Source organism: Pseudomonas sp. 18173 (assembly GCF_050432945.1).
Lineage (GTDB): Bacteria > Pseudomonadota > Gammaproteobacteria > Pseudomonadales > Pseudomonadaceae > Aquipseudomonas.
This window is the reverse complement of the sequence record NZ_JBKFTN010000004.1, coordinates 72984-89877: the sequence shown is the minus strand read 5'-3', so window position 1 is coordinate 89877 and position 16894 is coordinate 72984. Positions and strand designations below refer to the sequence as shown.

At 62.3% G+C, this 16894-nt stretch carries 18 protein-coding genes; 13 read left to right on the top strand and 5 right to left on the bottom strand.

The features are described 5' to 3' along the window. Nucleotides 1-112: 112 nt before the first annotated feature. A complete protein-coding gene (locus ACLD1X_RS05860) occupies nucleotides 113-421 on the bottom strand; it encodes a cupredoxin domain-containing protein (protein ID WP_429366533.1) in 309 nt (102 codons plus the stop codon). A gap of 14 nt (nucleotides 422-435) precedes the next feature. Next, nucleotides 436-1404: a metallophosphoesterase family protein gene (locus ACLD1X_RS05855; protein ID WP_429366532.1), complete on the bottom strand. Its 969-nt coding sequence runs from the start codon at nucleotides 1402-1404 to the stop codon at nucleotides 436-438. Between the two features lie 154 nt (nucleotides 1405-1558). On the opposite strand from ACLD1X_RS05855, the gene ACLD1X_RS05850 reads away from it, so the two are divergent. Beyond that, entirely contained in the window at nucleotides 1559-2071 is a 513-nt protein-coding gene (locus tag ACLD1X_RS05850) for a sigma-70 family RNA polymerase sigma factor (protein ID WP_429366531.1), read from the top strand. Next, entirely contained in the window at nucleotides 2064-2807 is a 744-nt protein-coding gene (locus ACLD1X_RS05845) for an anti-sigma factor family protein (protein WP_429366530.1), read from the top strand. Before ACLD1X_RS05850 ends, ACLD1X_RS05845 begins: the two co-directional genes overlap by 8 nt. Nucleotides 2808-2946: 139 nt before the next feature. On the opposite strand, the gene feaR is transcribed toward ACLD1X_RS05845, so the two are convergent. The 3 genes from feaR to paaY all read right to left on the bottom strand — a co-directional run bounded on the left by feaR (nucleotide 2947) and on the right by paaY (nucleotide 5662). Continuing rightward, nucleotides 2947-3861 (bottom strand): transcriptional regulator FeaR, encoded by a 915-nt coding sequence (gene feaR, locus ACLD1X_RS05840; protein WP_429366529.1) that lies wholly within the window; start codon nucleotides 3859-3861, stop codon nucleotides 2947-2949. Nucleotides 3862-3962: 101 nt separating this feature from the next. Next, a complete protein-coding gene (paaX, locus tag ACLD1X_RS05835) occupies nucleotides 3963-4886 on the bottom strand; it encodes a phenylacetic acid degradation operon negative regulatory protein PaaX (RefSeq protein WP_429366528.1) in 924 nt (307 codons plus the stop codon). A gap of 179 nt (nucleotides 4887-5065) precedes the next feature. Continuing rightward, entirely contained in the window at nucleotides 5066-5662 is a 597-nt protein-coding gene (paaY, locus tag ACLD1X_RS05830; RefSeq protein WP_429366527.1) for a phenylacetic acid degradation protein PaaY, read from the bottom strand. A 349-nt stretch (nucleotides 5663-6011) separates the two neighbouring features. Here paaY and paaF point away from each other — a divergent pair, with 349 nt between their 5' ends. The 11 genes from paaF (at nucleotide 6012) to paaE (ending at nucleotide 16844) form a co-directional block, all read left to right on the top strand. Then, entirely contained in the window at nucleotides 6012-6785 is a 774-nt protein-coding gene (paaF, locus tag ACLD1X_RS05825) for a 2,3-dehydroadipyl-CoA hydratase PaaF (RefSeq protein WP_429366526.1), read from the top strand. Between the two features lie 37 nt (nucleotides 6786-6822). Then, nucleotides 6823-7614 carry a 2-(1,2-epoxy-1,2-dihydrophenyl)acetyl-CoA isomerase PaaG gene (paaG, locus tag ACLD1X_RS05820; protein WP_429366525.1) on the top strand — a complete coding sequence of 264 codons (792 nt, stop codon included), beginning with the start codon at nucleotides 6823-6825 and terminating at the stop codon, nucleotides 7612-7614. Nucleotides 7615-7617: 3 nt separating this feature from the next. Further along, a complete protein-coding gene (gene paaH, locus ACLD1X_RS05815) occupies nucleotides 7618-9135 on the top strand; it encodes a 3-hydroxyacyl-CoA dehydrogenase PaaH (protein ID WP_429366524.1) in 1518 nt (505 codons plus the stop codon). Further along, complete coding sequence (paaI, locus tag ACLD1X_RS05810) at nucleotides 9128-9574, top strand: hydroxyphenylacetyl-CoA thioesterase PaaI (protein ID WP_429366523.1); 447 nt, start codon at nucleotides 9128-9130, stop codon at nucleotides 9572-9574. Before paaH ends, paaI begins: the two co-directional genes overlap by 8 nt. Further along, complete coding sequence (gene pcaF / locus ACLD1X_RS05805) at nucleotides 9571-10782, top strand: 3-oxoadipyl-CoA thiolase (RefSeq protein WP_429366522.1); 1212 nt, start codon at nucleotides 9571-9573, stop codon at nucleotides 10780-10782. Before paaI ends, pcaF begins: the two co-directional genes overlap by 4 nt. A 99-nt stretch (nucleotides 10783-10881) precedes the next feature. After that, nucleotides 10882-12207, top strand: coding sequence for a phenylacetate--CoA ligase PaaK (gene paaK / locus ACLD1X_RS05800; RefSeq protein ID WP_429366521.1), 1326 nt, complete (start codon nucleotides 10882-10884; stop codon nucleotides 12205-12207). 936 nt (nucleotides 12208-13143) lie between these two features. Then, on the top strand, nucleotides 13144-14133 hold the full coding sequence (gene paaA / locus ACLD1X_RS05795; RefSeq protein WP_085718506.1) for a 1,2-phenylacetyl-CoA epoxidase subunit PaaA: 990 nt from the start codon (nucleotides 13144-13146) through the stop codon (nucleotides 14131-14133). A gap of 28 nt (nucleotides 14134-14161) precedes the next feature. After that, complete coding sequence (gene paaB, locus ACLD1X_RS05790) at nucleotides 14162-14443, top strand: 1,2-phenylacetyl-CoA epoxidase subunit PaaB (RefSeq protein ID WP_007943393.1); 282 nt, start codon at nucleotides 14162-14164, stop codon at nucleotides 14441-14443. Between the two features lie 8 nt (nucleotides 14444-14451). Next, the gene (gene paaC, locus ACLD1X_RS05785; protein ID WP_429366520.1) at nucleotides 14452-15213 is read left to right on the top strand and encodes a 1,2-phenylacetyl-CoA epoxidase subunit PaaC; all 762 of its coding nucleotides are present in this window, start codon (nucleotides 14452-14454) and stop codon (nucleotides 15211-15213) included. Further along, the gene (gene paaD, locus ACLD1X_RS05780; RefSeq protein ID WP_429366519.1) at nucleotides 15200-15733 is read left to right on the top strand and encodes a 1,2-phenylacetyl-CoA epoxidase subunit PaaD; all 534 of its coding nucleotides are present in this window, start codon (nucleotides 15200-15202) and stop codon (nucleotides 15731-15733) included. Before paaC ends, paaD begins: the two co-directional genes overlap by 14 nt. Nucleotides 15734-15767: 34 nt before the next feature. After that, the gene (paaE, locus tag ACLD1X_RS05775) at nucleotides 15768-16844 is read left to right on the top strand and encodes a 1,2-phenylacetyl-CoA epoxidase subunit PaaE (protein WP_429366518.1); all 1077 of its coding nucleotides are present in this window, start codon (nucleotides 15768-15770) and stop codon (nucleotides 16842-16844) included. The last annotated feature ends 50 nt before the right edge of the window (nucleotides 16845-16894 follow it).

The following is a 16894-nucleotide window of genomic DNA, read 5'->3' as shown; positions in this document are numbered from 1 at the left end:
GACGTCAACGCTGACACGGGCTGTCTGAATACCCGCGTTGTCCTGACGTTTTTCGCGAGCAAGCTCGCTCCTACAGGTGATCAGGTGATCAGGTGATCAGCGGATCCGCGGATTATTGGCTGACCACAATCCTGCCGATCATCTGCGGATGCAGCGCACAAAAATACTCGTACTCCCCCGGCGTGTTGAACACCCAGGAATAACTGTCACCGGTGTCCAGCGCCGCCGAGCGAAATACCTTGTGCGTCTCCGCCACCGTGTGCGGGATTTCGTCGTCGTTCACCCACGTCACCTTGGTGCCCACGGCGACCGCCAGATCCTTGGGTCCGAACATGAACTCCCTGATATTGACCTTCACCTCCTGAGCCCCTGCCGGCATCGCCAGCATCAGGCAGGTTACCGCCAACCATCGCGTTTTCATTCGCTTACCCTCCCCTAGACCAGTGTCGAATCGATCAGCGCCAGCGGATGCTCACCCTGCGTCGCCCGCACATCGGTGACTCCCAGATAATTGCGCAATTGATCGGCGGCCACCGTCATCGGCCCAGGCGTCGGCGCCGTGCCCGGTGCGGGTTGCGGATACGCGGTGCCACGGGCGGTATGGAAGGTGATATTGCCTTCGACCTTCTGGATGACCTGATGGATATGCCCGTTCAATACCGTCACCGAACCGTACGGGCGCAGCATGGCAATCGCCTTATCGCCATCCTCGGTGCCCCACCCCCACGGCTGATAAATCGTCCACAACGGAATATGGGTAAACACCACGATGGGCGTGCTGCTTGTAACAGCGCGCAGGTCGTCGGCCAGCCACGCCAGTTGATCGGCGCCAAGGGTCGCTTCGTGGCCCGCCTGGAAGTTGAAGACATTCACCAGCGCGATGAAATGCACGCCGTGGTCATCGAAGCTGTACCAGCCATTGCCCTTGGTGCCTTTGCCGTAGCGTTGCAGATAGAGCTTGCCGCCGCCTTCATCAAGGGTGTCGTGCTCGCCCGGCACGTAGTGCACGGTGGACGGCAGGCCTTTGAGCAACTGGGCGGCGGTGTCGAACTCTTCGGCCTTGGACAGGTGGGTGATATCGCCGGTATGCAGGATCAGCGAGGGCCGTTTTGGCAGCGCGATGACCTTGTCGATGGCCACCTGCAAGGTCTTCACCGGATCCGGGTTGGCCTCCTTGTTGAAACCGATGTGCGAGTCGCTGACCTGCACAAAGTGGAAGTTGCTGGCGAGTGCCTTGGGATCCGTGACATTTCCCGCGTCATCCAGGGCGAAAGCCCGGGGAATGCCGCCGCACAGGGCCCAGACCACGCCGGCCCCGGCCCACGCCGAACATTTGAGCAGCGTGCGGCGGTCAGGATTGAGCAGGTCGTCGACGCGTCGTTGGTGTTTTGAATGAATGTTCATCGGTTTTCCCTCGCAGGCGAACTACAGTGATGCAGCTGACACGAGGTAAAACCTTGTGGGACCGATCTTTATTCCCGGTCGAAAAATATTCTTTTTCCGGGGAATAAAATGCCACGGGCCACAGTTATAGAAGAGGGACAGTGCGGGAACCACCATGACGCGATTTGAGGAATTGTTTGCGCCCCACCTGGACGCCGCCTACAACCTCGCACGCTGGCTCACCGGCAACGACAGCGCCGCGCGCGATGTCGTGCAGGAAAGCGCCCTGCGCGCCTTCCGGTTTTCCCAGCGTGTTGTCGATGGCAACGCCAAGGCCTGGTTCCTGACCATCGTGCGCAATGAAAGCTACACCTGGCTCAAGGCCACGGCCGGGCGCCGCTGGGTCGCTTTCGGCGACGATGTTGCCCAGGACCCGGGAGCATCAAGCCACGACCAGACCCCGGAGTTGCTGGCCATTCACACGGAAAATGCCGCGCTGGTCCAGCAAGCCCTGTGCGCCCTGCCACCGGCGTTCCGTGAGGTGATTGTTCTCAAGGAGCTCGAAGACATGCCCTACAAGGACATCGCCCTGGTGGTCGATATTCCCCTCGGCACCGTCATGTCGAGACTGGCCAGGGCTCGTGCCATGCTCAAGCTCGAACTACTGAAGCTGCACGATCATGAATGAACTCGACTGCACGGTTTGCCAGACATTGATGCATGGCTATCTGGACCAGGAACTTGACCCTGCAACCGCAGCGCAAGTGGCCGGGCATTTGGCCGAGTGCGCCGAGTGTGCGCACCAGCACGATCAGGCAAGGCTGCTGATGACCAGCGTCAAGCAACGGGCGCCGTACTACGCGGCACCGGCGTCGCTGACCGCCCGGGTATTGGCCCCCGAGGCGCCTGCTCCCAGTACTCTGGAGCGTTGGCGAGCGTGGTTCGCGCCAGCGTTTTCAGCGGCGGCGCTGGCCTTGGCGATGGTGTTGTATGTGGCAACGCCTGGCAGCGAACAGCCGTTGATGGACGAGGCTGTCTCCAGCCACGTTCGCTCATTGATGGGCGAGCATTTGAACGATGTGATGTCGTCCGACCGCCACACCGTGAAACCCTGGTTCACCGGCAAACTCGACTTCTCGCCACCGGTATCCGATTACTCGGCGCAGGGTTTTCCACTGTTGGGCGGGCGCCTGGATTATCTGCAACACCAGACCACAGCGGCCCTGAGTTACGGGCGCAACAAGCACATCATCAATGTGTTCATCCTGCCCACGCCGCAGGCCGACAAAACGCGCCAGAGCGAAACGATCCGCGGCTTCAACGTGGTGTCCTGGCAAGAAAATCACATGCGCTTCGTGCTGGTGTCAGACGTGGAAAAAAGCGAGCTGGAGACGCTGGGCCAGTTGCTCCGCAATGGCACGTAAAACGTCTACCCCCTGTAGGAGCGAGCTCGCTCGCGAAAAACGCCATGGCACCGTTGGGCATCTGGTTGTAAGCGTTATCGTTCACGACCATCGCGAGCAAGCTCGCTCCTACAGGGTTATGTCATGTTCCGAAAATCTATCAGGCATGCTGCTTGCGGTACTCCCCCGGCGCAATGCCGAAGCGCGACTTGAACGCCGTGGAGAAGTAGCTCGAATCGGAAAAACCCCACGAATACCCCAGCACCGACAACTTCTGTTCCTTGCCCGACTGGCGCAGGGATTCGGCGCACAGGTCCAGGCGGCGGTTCTTGATGTAGCGCGCCACCACCAGGCCTTTCTTGGCAAACATCCGGTACAGGCCACGGGTGGACATGCCGACTTCCCGCGCCAGCCATTCCGGACACAGGTCTTCGGAGCGAATGTTTTCGTCAATGAAGGTCAGCGTCTTGCGAAAGATCCGCTCATGGGCATCGGTGCAGTCGTCGGCCTGGCTGATCGCCGGGCGCAGCAGGCTGACAATCGCCTCCAGGGTCGCTTCGCTTTCCTGGCGGGTCAGGTGCTGCTGGCGGGAAGCATCGAGGATCAGCCGGTGCGACAGCATCGCGATGGGCGAGCTGGCAGCAATCCGGTGGCCGCACTTGACCTGATTGAAGCGCAGGGTTTGCTCGACCAGTTGATACGGCAGGATCAACGACAACTGCCGGGAGTTTTCGCTGTAGATGAAGTCGCTGGGCCGCGAGGCATCGATCAGCGTGATGTCACCGGGGGACAACAGGACCTTGTCGTCACCCTGGGCCATGCCCGCCGTGCCGTCGAGCTGGAACACCGCAAAATACTTGCCGCCCTCGCCCGCCGCGACTTCCTGGGGCGTACGGTACAAACGCGCCTGGCATGCGTCGACGAAACTGAGCTTGAGCGCATCGCTCTGGTATTCGCGGATGCGCCCGGCAAATTCACTGCCCAGGGGTTGTGCGTTGAAAGCGCCACAGATCTGGTTGATCTGATGGATCCACTGGTCGAACCCATCATGGCGCTGTGCTGTTGTAGAAATCATGTCAGGCCTCGCGCAGGCTTATTTTTATTGTCTACGTCAATCCACACGACATCGGATGCTTCAAGTCTCCTGAACAGCACCGCTCCCTGAACAATGACGTGCTATTTCAATCCGCCAAAACGCCGATAGAAGCTTTCACCCACATCCGGCAACGGGCCGTCGGCCGTTTCCAGTGCAGCGTTCAGCCATTCTTCGGCCTTGGCGTAGATCAAACGGTAAATGTTGCGGCACAACTGGCGGGCGGCACGGCCTTCCCAATCGCCGGGCAACAACTCGTCCGGCAGTTGCGGGTCGCGCAGCAGCAGCTTGCGGTACTCGTGAATCAACAGCACCCGCGCCAGGAAGCAGTCGGCCGGTTGCAGGTTTTCCTGCTCGCGCAGCGCTTGCCACAGCGGCCTGAACAACTGGATGAACTCGCTGTAGTGCGCAGCCAGCTCCTCGATGTTCCAGCTTTCGCGCACTTGCAGGCGCAGCGCCTTGGAGGCCAGTACATCCTGGGCGGTGGTTTCGAAGACGATGGTGTCTTCCTGCACGCCGAGGTCGAGCAGACTCGCGTTGATGTCGGAACGGTCACTGCGCGGACAAGCCAGCACCACCGGCGAAATCGCACCGAAGCCTTGCCACTCCAGCTCCTCGCGCACCTGTTTGCGTTTGTCCTGGGTCAGTTGCGAGAGCATCACCAGGCACCAGGAGCCATCCCAGGCCGGCATCGTGGTGCTGTAGACGCGCTTGAAGGCCTTGTCGAAACGCCGGCGACCGGTGCCGGTCAGGCTGTAATAACTGCGACGACCGACTTTCTCGGCGGTCAGCCAGCCTTCCTTGGTCAGGCGAAAGATCGACGTGCGGATCAACCGTTCGTTGATGCCGATGGGCTCGAGCAATTGAATCAGGCTGCCCAGCCACACGGTGCCGCCATGGGGTTCAATGGCATCCCCGTACAACGTGATGATCAAGGAACTGGCGCGGATCGGCGTCTGTTCCTGGAAGCGTGTAATCAGATGGTTCAAGGGTGTCAGGGACGACATGGGCGTTCCGTGCAAAAAAAGAAAAGGAATATACCTAAATCCTGCCTGTTAATCGCAAATCCACCCTGTAGGAGCGAGCTTGCTCGCGAAAAACGTCGGGCCAACACGGGCATTCAGACAGCCCGCGTCATCGTTGACGTCCATCGCGAGCAGGCTCGCTCCTACAAGGGGATTTGTATTCACAAGGCACTGCCCTTGGGCCGCAACCCTCTGTCGCTGATGCGCGGGCGATCAGCTTCCGGCTCGCTCAACGGTTCGCAAACCTGCATCTGCGTGAGGCACCGCTTGGCCAGTTCCTGGTACTCACGTGTGCCCGCCTGTTTCCACGCCACTTCCTGATCGCTGAGGGTGCGCTTGATGCTCGCCGGTGCGCCCATGACCAGCGACTGTTCCGGGCATTCGAAGCCGGCCTTGACGAACGCGGCCGCCGAAACGAATGAACGCGGGCCGATCCGGGCGTTGTCCATCACCACGGCATTCATGCCCACCAAGGCGTCGGCGCCGATCCGGCAACCGTGCAGCACCGCACCGTGGCCAATGTGGCCATTGCGCTCGACCACGGTGTCGCTGTCGGGGAAACCGTGCATCACGCAGGTGTCCTGCAGGTTGGCGCCCTCCTCCAGCACGATCCGCCCGAAGTCCCCGCGCAGGCTGGCCAGCGGACCGACATAGCAATGCGGGCCGATGATCACGTCGCCGATCAATACCGCAGTCGGGTGCACATAGGCGCTCGGGTCAACCACCGGGGTCAGGCCATCAAGGCTGTAGCAGGTCATGAAAGCGTCCTTCACAAAGCGATGCAAATATTGGCTTATTTTGTATCACATCACTTTTACAAGCACAAAGACTAAAAAGCGTATCACTTGAAATCGTGCTTTCCGACGAATGCCCACAGGCGGCTTGAATTGGGCTAAAACCCAATAAACTCAGGGGTAAATCCGCAATCACAGTCCCTGACCCCAGAAGAAAATCAATAGAGAGCCACAGCAATCAGACACATTAAATCTATTTTCGTATTGTATTTACGTATCACGTTATAGCTATACTTGGGCAAAACCGGCCCCTGCGGCCGATCCAATAACAAGCCGGCATCACCGCCGTGCGTACACCGTGAGGGCAACCGCCGTGCCTCAAACCCTGACCGTCGAAACGATCGAGACTGGCGTGCGCCTGATTACCCTGCAGCGCCCGCAAGCGCTGAATGCCCTGACCACCGAGTTGCTGGGCGAACTGGCCGATGAACTGAATGCCGCGCAGGCCGACCCGGACACCCGCGCCGTGGTCCTCACCGGCAGCCGCAAGGCCTTTGCCGCCGGCGCCGACATCAAGGAAATGGCCGAGCGCAACCTGGTCGGCATCCTCGACGACCCGCGCCAGGCCTCGTGGCAAACCATCACCCGCTTCAACAAACCGCTGATCGCCGCAGTCAACGGCTTCGCCCTCGGCGGTGGCTGCGAACTGGCGATGCATGCCGACATCATCATTGCCGGCGAAGACGCCCGCTTCGGCCAGCCGGAAATCAACCTCGGGATCATGCCCGGCGCAGGCGGCACCCAACGCCTGCTGCGCGCCGTCGGCAAATCCATGGCCATGCAGATGGTGCTGACCGGCGAGCCGATCGACGCCCGCCAGGCCCAGCGCGCCGGCCTGGTCAGCGAAGTGACCCAACCGGAGTTCACCGTCGAGCGCGCCCTGCACATCGCCCGCAGCATTGCAGCCAAGGCGCCACTGGCTGTGCGCCTGGCCAAGGAAGCGCTGCTCAAGGCCATGGACACCGACCTTGCCAGCGGCCTGCGCTTCGAGCGCCACGCCTTCACCGTACTGGCCGGCACCCGCGATCGTGATGAAGGCATCCAGGCCTTTCAGGAAAAGCGCAAACCGACCTTTACCGGCCAGTAATCACCGAATTCGAGAACTCCCAGAGAGCGCCCAAACCATGAACTTCGAACACATCCTGTTTTCCATCGAGGCCGGCGTTGCCCTGCTGAGCCTCAACCGCCCGGACCAGCTCAACAGCTTCAACACCCAGATGCATGGCGAAGTGAAAGAAGCGTTGAAGCAAGTGCGGCAGAACCCGGACGTGCGCGTACTGCTGCTGACCGGTGAAGGTCGCGGCTTCTGCGCCGGGCAGGACCTGAGCGACCGCAATGTCGCGCCAGGCGCCGCCGTGCCGGACCTGGGCGAATCCATCGAGAAGTTCTACAACCCCATGATCCGCCAACTGCGCGATCTGCCGATGCCGGTGATCTGCGCGGTCAACGGCGTGGCAGCCGGGGCCGGCGCCAATATTCCGCTGGCTTGCGACCTGGTACTGGCCGCGCGCTCGGCAAGCTTCATCCAGGCCTTCTGCAAGATCGGCCTGATCCCTGATTCCGGCGGCACCTGGACCCTGCCGCGCCTGGTCGGCATGGCCCGCGCCAAGGCCCTGGCCTTGCTCGGCAACCGCCTGACCGCTGAACAGGCCGAGCAATGGGGCTTGATCTACCGCTGCGTTGAAGACGCCGAACTGCGCGACGAAGCGCTGAAACTCGCGCAACACCTGGCCACCCAGCCAACCTACGGCCTGGCGCTGATCAAGCGCAGCCTCAACGCCAGCATGAGCAACAGCTTCGACGAGCAGCTGGACCTGGAGCGCGACCTGCAGCGCCTGGCCGGGCGTAGCGAGGATTACCGCGAAGGCGTCGGCGCCTTCATGGAAAAACGCACCCCAAGCTTCAAGGGACGCTGAGTCATGACCGCATTGAATAAAACTGAACGCGTCGCCGTGATCGGCGCCGGCGCCATGGGTGCCGGTATCGCCCAGGTCGCAGCTCAAGCCGGTCATCCGGTATTGCTGCTGGACAATCGTCCCGGTGCTGCCGCCCAGGCCATCGAAGGCATTGACCGGCAACTGGGCAAACGCGTCGAAAACGGCAAGCTGTCCGCCGAAGCGCGCAGCGCCACCATCGCCAAGCTGCAAGCGGTGGAAGCCATCGAAGCCCTGGCCGACTGCGATTTGATCATCGAAGCCATCGTCGAGAACCTTGAGGTCAAGCGCGCGCTGTTTCGCCAGCTCGAAGGCATCTGCGGCGAGCACTGCATCCTGACCAGCAACACCTCGTCGCTGTCGATCACCAGCATCGCCGCGCAACTTGATCATCCACAGCGCCTGCTCGGCCTGCACTTCTTCAACCCGGCGCCAGTCATGGCATTGGTGGAAGTCGTCTCCGGCCTGGCCAGCGACCCGGCACTCGCCGAATGCCTGTACGACACCGCCAAAGCCTGGGGCAAGAAACCGGTGCACACCCGCTCCACACCGGGTTTCATCGTCAACCGCGTGGCCCGGCCGTTCTACGCCGAGAGCCTGCGCATGCTTCAGGAAGGCGTTGCCGATTGCCCGACGCTCGATGCGCTGATGCGCGAAGCCGGCGGGTTTGCCATGGGCGCGTTCGAACTGACCGACCTGATCGGCCATGACGTCAACTACGCCGTGACCTGCTCGGTGTTCGACGCCTATTACCAGGACACCCGCTTCCTGCCGTCGCTGATCCAGAAAGAACTGGTGGACGGCGGACGTCTGGGGCGCAAAAGCGGACAAGGCTTCTACAGCTACGCCCAAGGCGCCGAACGCCCGCATGCCGCTGAAATCAGCTGCAGCGCGAGCGTCGAGACCTGTATCGCCGAAGGTGACCTCGGCATCGCCCAGGGTTTGCTGGCGCGCTTGAGCGAGCAAGGCGTCGAAGTCATCCGCCGCGACGGTCGCGGGTTGCTGCGGGTGGGTGACGCGGTGCTGGCCCTGAGCGACGGCCGCATGGCCTGCCAGCGCGCCCGGGAAGACGGGCTGCGCAACCTGATCCTGCTGGATCTGGCCCACGATTACGCCAAGGCCCAGCGCATCGCCATCAGCTATTCGAATGGCATTGATCCGCTGGCACTCGAACAGGGCGTCGCCCTGCTGCAACGGGCCGGGCTCAAGATCAGCCTGCTCAGCGACAGCCCGGCCCTCGCCGTCCTGCGCACCGTCGCCATGCTCGCCAACGAAGCCGCCGACGCCCTGCTGCAAGGCGTGGCCTCGGCCGCCGACATCGACCTGGCCATGCGCGCCGGGGTCAATTATCCGCAGGGCCCGCTGGCCTGGGCGGATGCCATCGGCCTGCCCCACATCCTGACCGTGCTGGACAACCTGCAAGCCGCCTACGGCGAAGAACGCTACCGGCCATCGCTGTTGTTGCGCCGCCGGGTTGCCGAAGGGAGAAACTTCCATGACTAACCGCGAAGCGATGAACCTGGCCAGCGACTGCGCGCAAGCGTTGTTCCAGCGCGACACCGCCAGCCAGGCCATGGGCATGCGCCTGCTGTCCGCCGGTCCGGGTGTTGCCCGTGTGGGCATGACGGTACGGGCCGATATGCTCCAGGGCCACGGCACCTGCCACGGCGGCTACCTGTTCGCCCTCGCCGACTCGGCCTTTGCCTTTGCCTGCAACAGCTACAACGAGGCCACGGTGGCCATCGGCTGCAGCATCGACTACATCGCCCCGGCGCACCTGGGCGACACGCTGAACGCCGACTGCACCGAGCAGAGCCGCTCCGGGCGCACCGGCAACTACGACGTACGCATCGAAAACCAGCAGGGCCAACTGATCGCCCTGTTCCATGGCAAATCCTACAAAGTGCGCGGCCCGGTGCTGACGCAGGAGATCCCCGAATGAAAGACGCCCTGATCATCGACGCGGTACGCACTCCGATCGGCCGTTACGCTGGCGTCCTGAGCGGCGTGCGCGCCGACGACCTCGGCGCGGTGCCGTTGCGCGAACTGCTGCGCCGCCATCCGCAAGTCGACTGGAACTCGGTTGACGACGTGATCTACGGCTGCGCCAACCAGGCCGGCGAAGACAACCGCAACGTCGCGCACATGTCGGCGCTGCTGGCCGGGTTGCCGGTCAGCGTGCCGGGCACCACCCTCAATCGCCTGTGCGGCTCCGGGCTGGATGCCATCGGCACCGCCGCCCGGGCGATTCGCAGCGGCGAAACCGGCTTGATGCTGGTCGGTGGCGTTGAGTCCATGTCCCGCGCACCTCTGGTGATGGGCAAGGCCGAGCAGGCGTTTTCCCGTGCGGCCGAAATCTTCGATACCACCATCGGCTGGCGCTTCGTCAATCCGCTGATGAAAAAGACCTACGGCATCGACTCCATGCCGGAAACGGCAGAGAACGTCGCCGAACAGTTCAACATCTCCCGGGCCGACCAGGACGCCTTCGCCCTGCGCAGCCAGCAACGCGCTGCCGCTGCCCAGGCCAATGGACGTCTGGCCAAAGAAATCGTCGCGGTAGAAATCCCCCAGCGCAAAGGCCCGGCCAAAGTGGTCGAGCACGATGAGCACCCGCGTGGCGACACCACCCTGGAGCAACTGGCCAAACTGGGTACGCCGTTCCGCGAAGGCGGCAGCGTCACCGCCGGCAACGCTTCGGGCGTCAACGACGGTGCCTGCGCCCTGTTGCTGGCCAGCCCGGAAGTCGCCAAGCGCAACGGCCTGACCGCCCGTGGCCGCGTTGTTGCGATGGCTACCGCAGGCGTCGAGCCGCGCATCATGGGCATCGGCCCGGTACCGGCCACCCGCAAAGTGCTGGAACTGGCCAACCTGAGCCTGGCGGACATGGACGTGATCGAGCTCAACGAAGCCTTCGCCGCACAAGGCCTGGCCGTGTTGCGCGAACTGGGCCTGAGCGACACCGATCCACGGGTCAACCCCAACGGCGGCGCCATCGCCCTTGGCCATCCGCTGGGCATGAGCGGCGCACGACTGGTCACCACTGCCCTGCACGAGCTTGAGGAACGGAATGGCCGCTACGCCCTGTGCACCATGTGCATCGGTGTCGGCCAGGGGATCGCGCTGATCATCGAGCGTCTATCCCACTAAAGAACCGCGATTCCCGAGGAGCCCAGAGGTATCCTTGGGGCATGCACTCAAAGCCCCGCTGCGAAGGGGCTTGAACACAAAAACAATTCGAGTGAAACCATGAACATGCCAATTTCCCAATCCACGCTTGATCCTGTGCTGGACCCGCTGGAAACCGCCAGTGTCGACGAACTCCGTTCGCACCAGCTGGAACGCCTGCGCTGGAGCCTGAAACACGCCTACCAGAACGTGCCGCTGTACCGTCAGCGCTTCGATGCGCTGGGCGTGCACCCGGACGACATCAAGTCCCTCGACGACCTGGCGAAATTCCCGTTCACCACCAAGTCCGACCTGCGTGACAACTACCCCTACGGCATGTTCGCCGTGCCGATGAGCGATGTGGTACGCCTGCACGCCTCCAGCGGCACCACCGGCAAACCGACCGTGGTCGGCTACACCCAGAACGACATCGACACCTGGGCCAACGTCGTTGCCCGCTCGATCCGTGCCGCTGGCGGTCGTCGCGGCGACAAAGTGCACATTTCCTATGGCTACGGCCTGTTCACCGGTGGCCTCGGCGCGCACTACGGTGCCGAGCGCCTGGGTTGCACCGTGATCCCGATGTCCGGCGGCCAGACCGAAAAACAAGTGCAACTGATCAAGGATTTCCAGCCGGACATCATCATGGTCACGCCGTCCTACATGCTCAACATCGCCGATGAAATCGAGCGCCAGGGCATCGACCCGCACAAACTGGCCCTGCGCCTGGGCATCTTCGGCGCCGAGCCATGGACCGCCGAACTGCGCAGCGCCATCGAGGCACGCATGGGCATCACCGCCCTGGACATCTACGGCCTCTCGGAAATCATGGGCCCGGGCGTGGCCATGGAATGCGCCGAAACCAAGGACGGCCCGACCATCTGGGAAGACCACTTCTACCCGGAAATCATCGACCCGGTCACCGGCGAAGTACTGCCGGACGGACAGATGGGCGAACTGGTGTTCACCTCCCTGAGCAAAGAAGCCCTGCCGATGATCCGCTACCGCACCCGCGACCTGACGCGCCTGCTGCCGGGCACCGCGCGCCCCATGCGCCGCATCGACAAGATCACCGGGCGCAGCGACGACATGCTGATCATCCGCGGGGTCAACGTGTTCCCGACGCAGATCGAGGAGCAGGTCCTCAAAGTCAAACAACTTGCCGAGTGCTATGAGATCCATCTGTATCGCAACGGCAACCTGGACAGCGTTGACGTGCATGTGGAGTTGAAGGCCGAGCATCAGCACCTGACCGACGAACAGCAGAAGGCTGTTTGTGGCGAGTTGAGCAAGCACATCAAGACGTATATCGGGATCAGTTCACGGATCGTGTTGCAGCCTTTCCACTCGATCAAGCGATCCGAGGGCAAGGCCTGCCACGTGGTGGATAAACGCCCTAAAGCATGACTGCTGCACCCTTTATGGCCCCGCTTTATGCGGGGCTTTTTTTTGCATATCCATTGCTGCGGCAACGGCCGCTTATGGTTCCGCCCTTACGGCGGGTCACTTTGGAAAAGCGCCAAAGTAACCAAAACGCTTTGCCCCTGACGTTCGGTGCCTCGCCAAGGCTCGGCATTCCCTCGCTCCGGTCCTGCTCCGTGGGCCCGCCGCGATCGGCCATCCCTGGCCGTACGCGACTAACCCGGCATCCATGCCGGGTTGCCCACTGCGCAGAACCGGAACGAAGCCTCTCGAGGGGGCGTACACCTCAAAAGCCAAAGCAAAAGCAAAAGCAAAAGCAAAAGCAAAAGCAAGGCGACCTGGCTTTTGCCGGTGTACCCAATCTCCTGTGGGAGCTGCGGTGCGGCGATCCGACTTGCCAGCCCCCACAGGTACGCGCTCCCGCAGAGGACGGCGTACACCCACCAAACCACAGGCCGAGCGTTAGCTCGCCTGCCGCTCTTGATCTTGATCCACCCGCCCCCTCGGCAGGCTGAGCGGAGGCGTTCATCCGGGAAATGGCGCGCAGCGCCGTTCGACGCAGTCGAACTCATTGCATGTAGGTCGCGCGAAGCCGACCGGAGGGCAATGCCCCCGGATGAATGCCGGAGCGAAGGAACCCCGAGCCCTGGCGAGGGGCCGGACGTTCGGGGCGAGCGCTTTTTTTGCTTACTTTTTTTGAGGCGCTTGTCAAAAAAAGTGAGTCGCCGTAAGGGCGAAACCCTAAGCCGCCGTTACCGCAGCAACGGATATGCACCCCCAACCCAAACCCCACGCAAGCCAAAGCGATACAAAAAACAAATACGACACGTCATTTTGTGTTTGATATTAATTTCTGTATCGCTTATAAAGTTATCCATGCCCTCGAAATGCCCCTGAACAAAAAAGAGGCCGGAGACCGAAATGTACGCACAGCTAGTAGAAACAGGCGTCAAGCGCATAAAAGACCTCTCGGAGATGTCCGAAGAGGAACGCGCCTTCCAGGAAAAAATCGATTCAGAAATCAAGATCGAAGCCAAGAACTGGATGCCAGATGCCTACCGCCAGACCCTGATCCGGCAGATTTCCCAGCACGCCCACTCCGAAATCGTCGGCATGCTGCCCGAAGGCAACTGGGTCACCCGCGCGCCTTCGCTCAAACGCAAACTGCAATTGATGGCCAAGATCCAGGACGAAGCCGGCCACGGCCTGTACCTGTACAGCGCCATGGAAACCCTGGGCGCCGACCGCGATGAAGAAATCGCCAAGCTGCACAGCGGCAAGGCCAAGTACTCGAGCATCTTCAATTACCCGACGCTGAACTGGGCCGACATGGGCGCGGTGGGCTGGCTGGTGGATGGCGCGGCGATCGTCAACCAGGTGGTGCTGCAGCGCACCTCCTACGGCCCGTATTCGCGGGCGATGATCCGCATCTGCAAGGAAGAGAGCTTCCACCAGCGCCAGGGTTACGAAATCCTCCTGACCATGATGCGCCACGGTACCCAGGCGCAAAAAGACATGGTCCAGGACGCGATCAACCGCCTGTGGTGGCCGTCGCTGATGATGTTCGGCCCGAGCGACGAACACTCGCCGAACAGCGCCCAGTCCATGGCCTGGAAAATCAAGCGCCAGAGCAACGACGAACTGCGCCAGCGCTTCATCGACCAGACCATCCCGCAGCTGGAATTGCTGGGCTGCACCTGCCCCGACCCGGACCTGAAGTGGAACGCCGAGCGCGGCCACTACGACTTCGGCGAAATCCAGTGGAACGAATTCTACGAAGTGCTCAAGGGCAACGGACCGTGCAACCAGGAACGCGTCGCCACCCGCCGCAAGGCGATTGAAGACGGTGCCTGGGTGCGTGAAGCCGCCGTCGCCCACGCCCGCAAAAAACAAAACAAGAACGCCGCCTGATCCGGCCACCTGATGTGGAGTAACTGAAATGTCCGAGTGGACCCTCTTCGAAGTCTTCGTGCGCAGCAAGCACGGCCTGAACCACAAGCACGTCGGCAGCGTGCACGCCGCCGACACCACCATGGCCATCGAAAACGCCCGCGAGCTGTACACCCGTCGCAGCGAAGGCGTGAGCCTGTGGGTCGTGCCGTCGGCACTGATCACCGCCTCGTCGCCGGATGAAAAAGACCCGCTGTTCGATCCGTCGGACGACAAGGTCTACCGCCACGCCAGCTTCTACGAGCTGCCGGCCGAAGTCGGGCACATGTGAGGTCGACCATGGACAACAAGACTGATCTGATCGAATACCTGCTGCGCCTCGGTGACAGCGCCCTGATCCAGGGCCAGCGCCTATGCCAGTGGTGCGGCAAGGCCCCGGCACTGGAAGAAGAGCTGGCACTGATGAACGTCGGCCTCGACCTGGTGGGCCAGGCGCGCAACTGGCTTGAATACGCCGCTGAACTGCTGGACGACGGCCGCGACGCCGATCACCTGGCGTTCCGCCGCGACGAGCGTGCCTACCGCAACCTGCTGCTGGTGGAACAACCCAACGGCGACTTCGCGGTGACCATGCTCAAGCAGTTCCTCTACGACGCCTGGCATTTGCCGGTGTTGCAGGGCCTGAGCCAGTCCAGCGATGAGCGCATCGCCGGGATCGCCGCCAAAGCGGTCAAGGAAGTCACCTATCACCTGCGCCGCTCCGGCGAGTGGGTCGAGCGCATGGGTGACGGCACCGAGGAAAGCCACAAGCGCATGCTCGCGGCGATCCCCGAGGTCTGGCGTTTCACCGTTGAGCTGATCGCCGCCGATGACAGCGAACAGCGCCTGTGCGCAGCCAGCATCACGCCGGACATCGCCAGCGTCGCCACGCAGTGGCAAGCCAAAGTCGAGCAGATCTTCGCCAGCGCCACCCTGCCCGTGCCGGCCGCACCGAGCTATTTCTACCTGAATGCGCGCAAGGGCCTGCACACCGAACACTTAGGCATCCTGCTCGCCGAAATGCAGTTCCTGCCACGAGCGTACCCTGATGCAACCTGGTGAGCTGATCGCCAGCGACCTCGGCGCCCGGCCGGCTCAACCGACCGACCTGGCTGCCGCATGGGCGATTTTGGCAGAGGTCATGGACCCGGAAGTGCCGGTGGTCAGTGTGGTCGACCTGGGCATCGTCCGCGACCTGGACTGGCAGGCCGGTCACTTGCACGTGGTGGTCACGCCGACCTACTCCGGCTGCCCCGCCACCGAAGTGATCGAGAGCGATATCCGCGAGGCGCTGGAACTCGCCGGGTTCAAGGCGCCGCACCTGGAGCGCAAGTTGACCCCGGCCTGGACCACCGACTGGATCAGCGACAGCGGTCGTGAACGCCTGCGCGCCTACGGCATCGCACCGCCCGAGGGCAGTTCCAGCAAGCGCAGCCTGCTCGGTGAAAGCCCGGTGATCGTCTGCCCGCAATGCGGCAGTGCGCACACCGAAGTGCTCAGCGAGTTCGGTTCCACCGCGTGCAAGGCGCTGTACCGCTGCGTCGATTGCCGGGAACCGTTCGACTATTTCAAGTGCATCTGAGCGGCGAATCGGCCGTCCCAGCTGGAGAACAACAATGAGCAAATTTCACAGCCTGACCATCAAGGACGTGCGCACCGAGACCCGTGACGCGGTGTCCATCGCCTTCGAGATTCCGCAGGAACTGCAAGACAGCTTCCACTTCACCCAGGGCCAGCACCTGGTGATGCGTACGCAAATGGACGGCGAAGAAGTACGTCGCTCCTACTCGATCTGCACCGGGGTCAACGACGGTGAGCTGCGCGTGGCGATCAAGCGCGTGGCCGGCGGGCGTTTTTCCGCCTACGCCAACGAACACCTGAAAGCCGGGCAAACCCTGGAAGTCATGCCGCCGGCCGGCCATTTCAGCGTCGAACTCGATCCGGCTCGCCATGGCCAATACCTGGCAGTGGCCGCGGGCAGCGGCATCACGCCGATCCTGTCGATCATCAAGACCACCCTGGAAACCGAGCCCCACAGCCGCGTGACCCTGCTGTACGGCAACCGTTCCAGCTCCGGTGCACTGTTTCGCGAGCAGCTTGAGGACTTGAAAAACCGCTACCTGCAGCGCCTGAACCTGATCTTCGTGTTCAGCCGCGAGCAGCAGGACATTGACCTGTACAACGGCCGGATCAACGCCGAGAAGTGCGAACAACTGTTCAGCCGCTGGCTCGACGTCAAGGCCCTCGACGCCGCCTTCATCTGCGGCCCGCAGGAAATGACCGAGACCGTGCGCGACAGCCTCAAGGCCAAGGGCATGGCGCCTGAGCGCATCCATTTCGAACTGTTCGCCGCCGCCGGCAGCGAGCAAAAACGCGCCGCCCGCGAAGCTGCCCGTCAGGTCGATGCGGCGGTCAGCCAGATCACAGTGATCAGCGACGGCCGCGCCCTGGCCTTCGACCTGCCACGTAACAGCCAAAGCATCCTCGATGCGGGCAACGAAGTGGGCGCCGAACTGCCCTACTCGTGCAAGGCCGGCGTGTGCTCGACCTGCAAGTGCAAGGTCATCGAAGGCGAAGTGGAGATGGACAGCAACCACGCCCTGGAAGACTACGAAGTGGCCGCCGGCTATGTGCTGTCGTGCCAGGCCTTCCCGATCAGCGACAAGGTCGTGCTGGATTTCGACCAGCTCTAAAACACCGACTACTGCCCCCCCTGTAGGAGCGAGCTCGCTCGCGAAAAACC

Bases quoted from the DNA above. Each gene is read 5' to 3' on its own strand.
- ACLD1X_RS05860 (WP_429366533.1), bottom strand. From the start codon at position 421: ATGAAAACGCGATGGTTGGCGGTAACCTGCCTGATGCTGGCGATGCCG.
- ACLD1X_RS05855 (WP_429366532.1), bottom strand. From the start codon at position 1,404: ATGAACATTCATTCAAAACACCAACGACGCGTCGACGACCTGCTCAAT.
- ACLD1X_RS05850 (WP_429366531.1), top strand. From the start codon at position 1,559: ATGACGCGATTTGAGGAATTGTTTGCGCCCCACCTGGACGCCGCCTAC.
- ACLD1X_RS05845 (WP_429366530.1), top strand. From the start codon at position 2,064: ATGAATGAACTCGACTGCACGGTTTGCCAGACATTGATGCATGGCTAT.
- feaR (WP_429366529.1), bottom strand. From the start codon at position 3,861: ATGATTTCTACAACAGCACAGCGCCATGATGGGTTCGACCAGTGGATC.
- paaX (WP_429366528.1), bottom strand. From the start codon at position 4,886: ATGTCGTCCCTGACACCCTTGAACCATCTGATTACACGCTTCCAGGAA.
- paaY (WP_429366527.1), bottom strand. From the start codon at position 5,662: ATGACCTGCTACAGCCTTGATGGCCTGACCCCGGTGGTTGACCCGAGC.
- paaG (WP_429366525.1), top strand. From the start codon at position 6,823: ATGAACTTCGAACACATCCTGTTTTCCATCGAGGCCGGCGTTGCCCTG.
- paaH (WP_429366524.1), top strand. From the start codon at position 7,618: ATGACCGCATTGAATAAAACTGAACGCGTCGCCGTGATCGGCGCCGGC.
- paaI (WP_429366523.1), top strand. From the start codon at position 9,128: ATGACTAACCGCGAAGCGATGAACCTGGCCAGCGACTGCGCGCAAGCG.
- pcaF (WP_429366522.1), top strand. From the start codon at position 9,571: ATGAAAGACGCCCTGATCATCGACGCGGTACGCACTCCGATCGGCCGT.
- paaK (WP_429366521.1), top strand. From the start codon at position 10,882: ATGAACATGCCAATTTCCCAATCCACGCTTGATCCTGTGCTGGACCCG.
- paaA (WP_085718506.1), top strand. From the start codon at position 13,144: ATGTACGCACAGCTAGTAGAAACAGGCGTCAAGCGCATAAAAGACCTC.
- paaB (WP_007943393.1), top strand. From the start codon at position 14,162: ATGTCCGAGTGGACCCTCTTCGAAGTCTTCGTGCGCAGCAAGCACGGC.
- paaC (WP_429366520.1), top strand. From the start codon at position 14,452: ATGGACAACAAGACTGATCTGATCGAATACCTGCTGCGCCTCGGTGAC.
- paaD (WP_429366519.1), top strand. From the start codon at position 15,200: ATGCAACCTGGTGAGCTGATCGCCAGCGACCTCGGCGCCCGGCCGGCT.
- paaE (WP_429366518.1), top strand. From the start codon at position 15,768: ATGAGCAAATTTCACAGCCTGACCATCAAGGACGTGCGCACCGAGACC.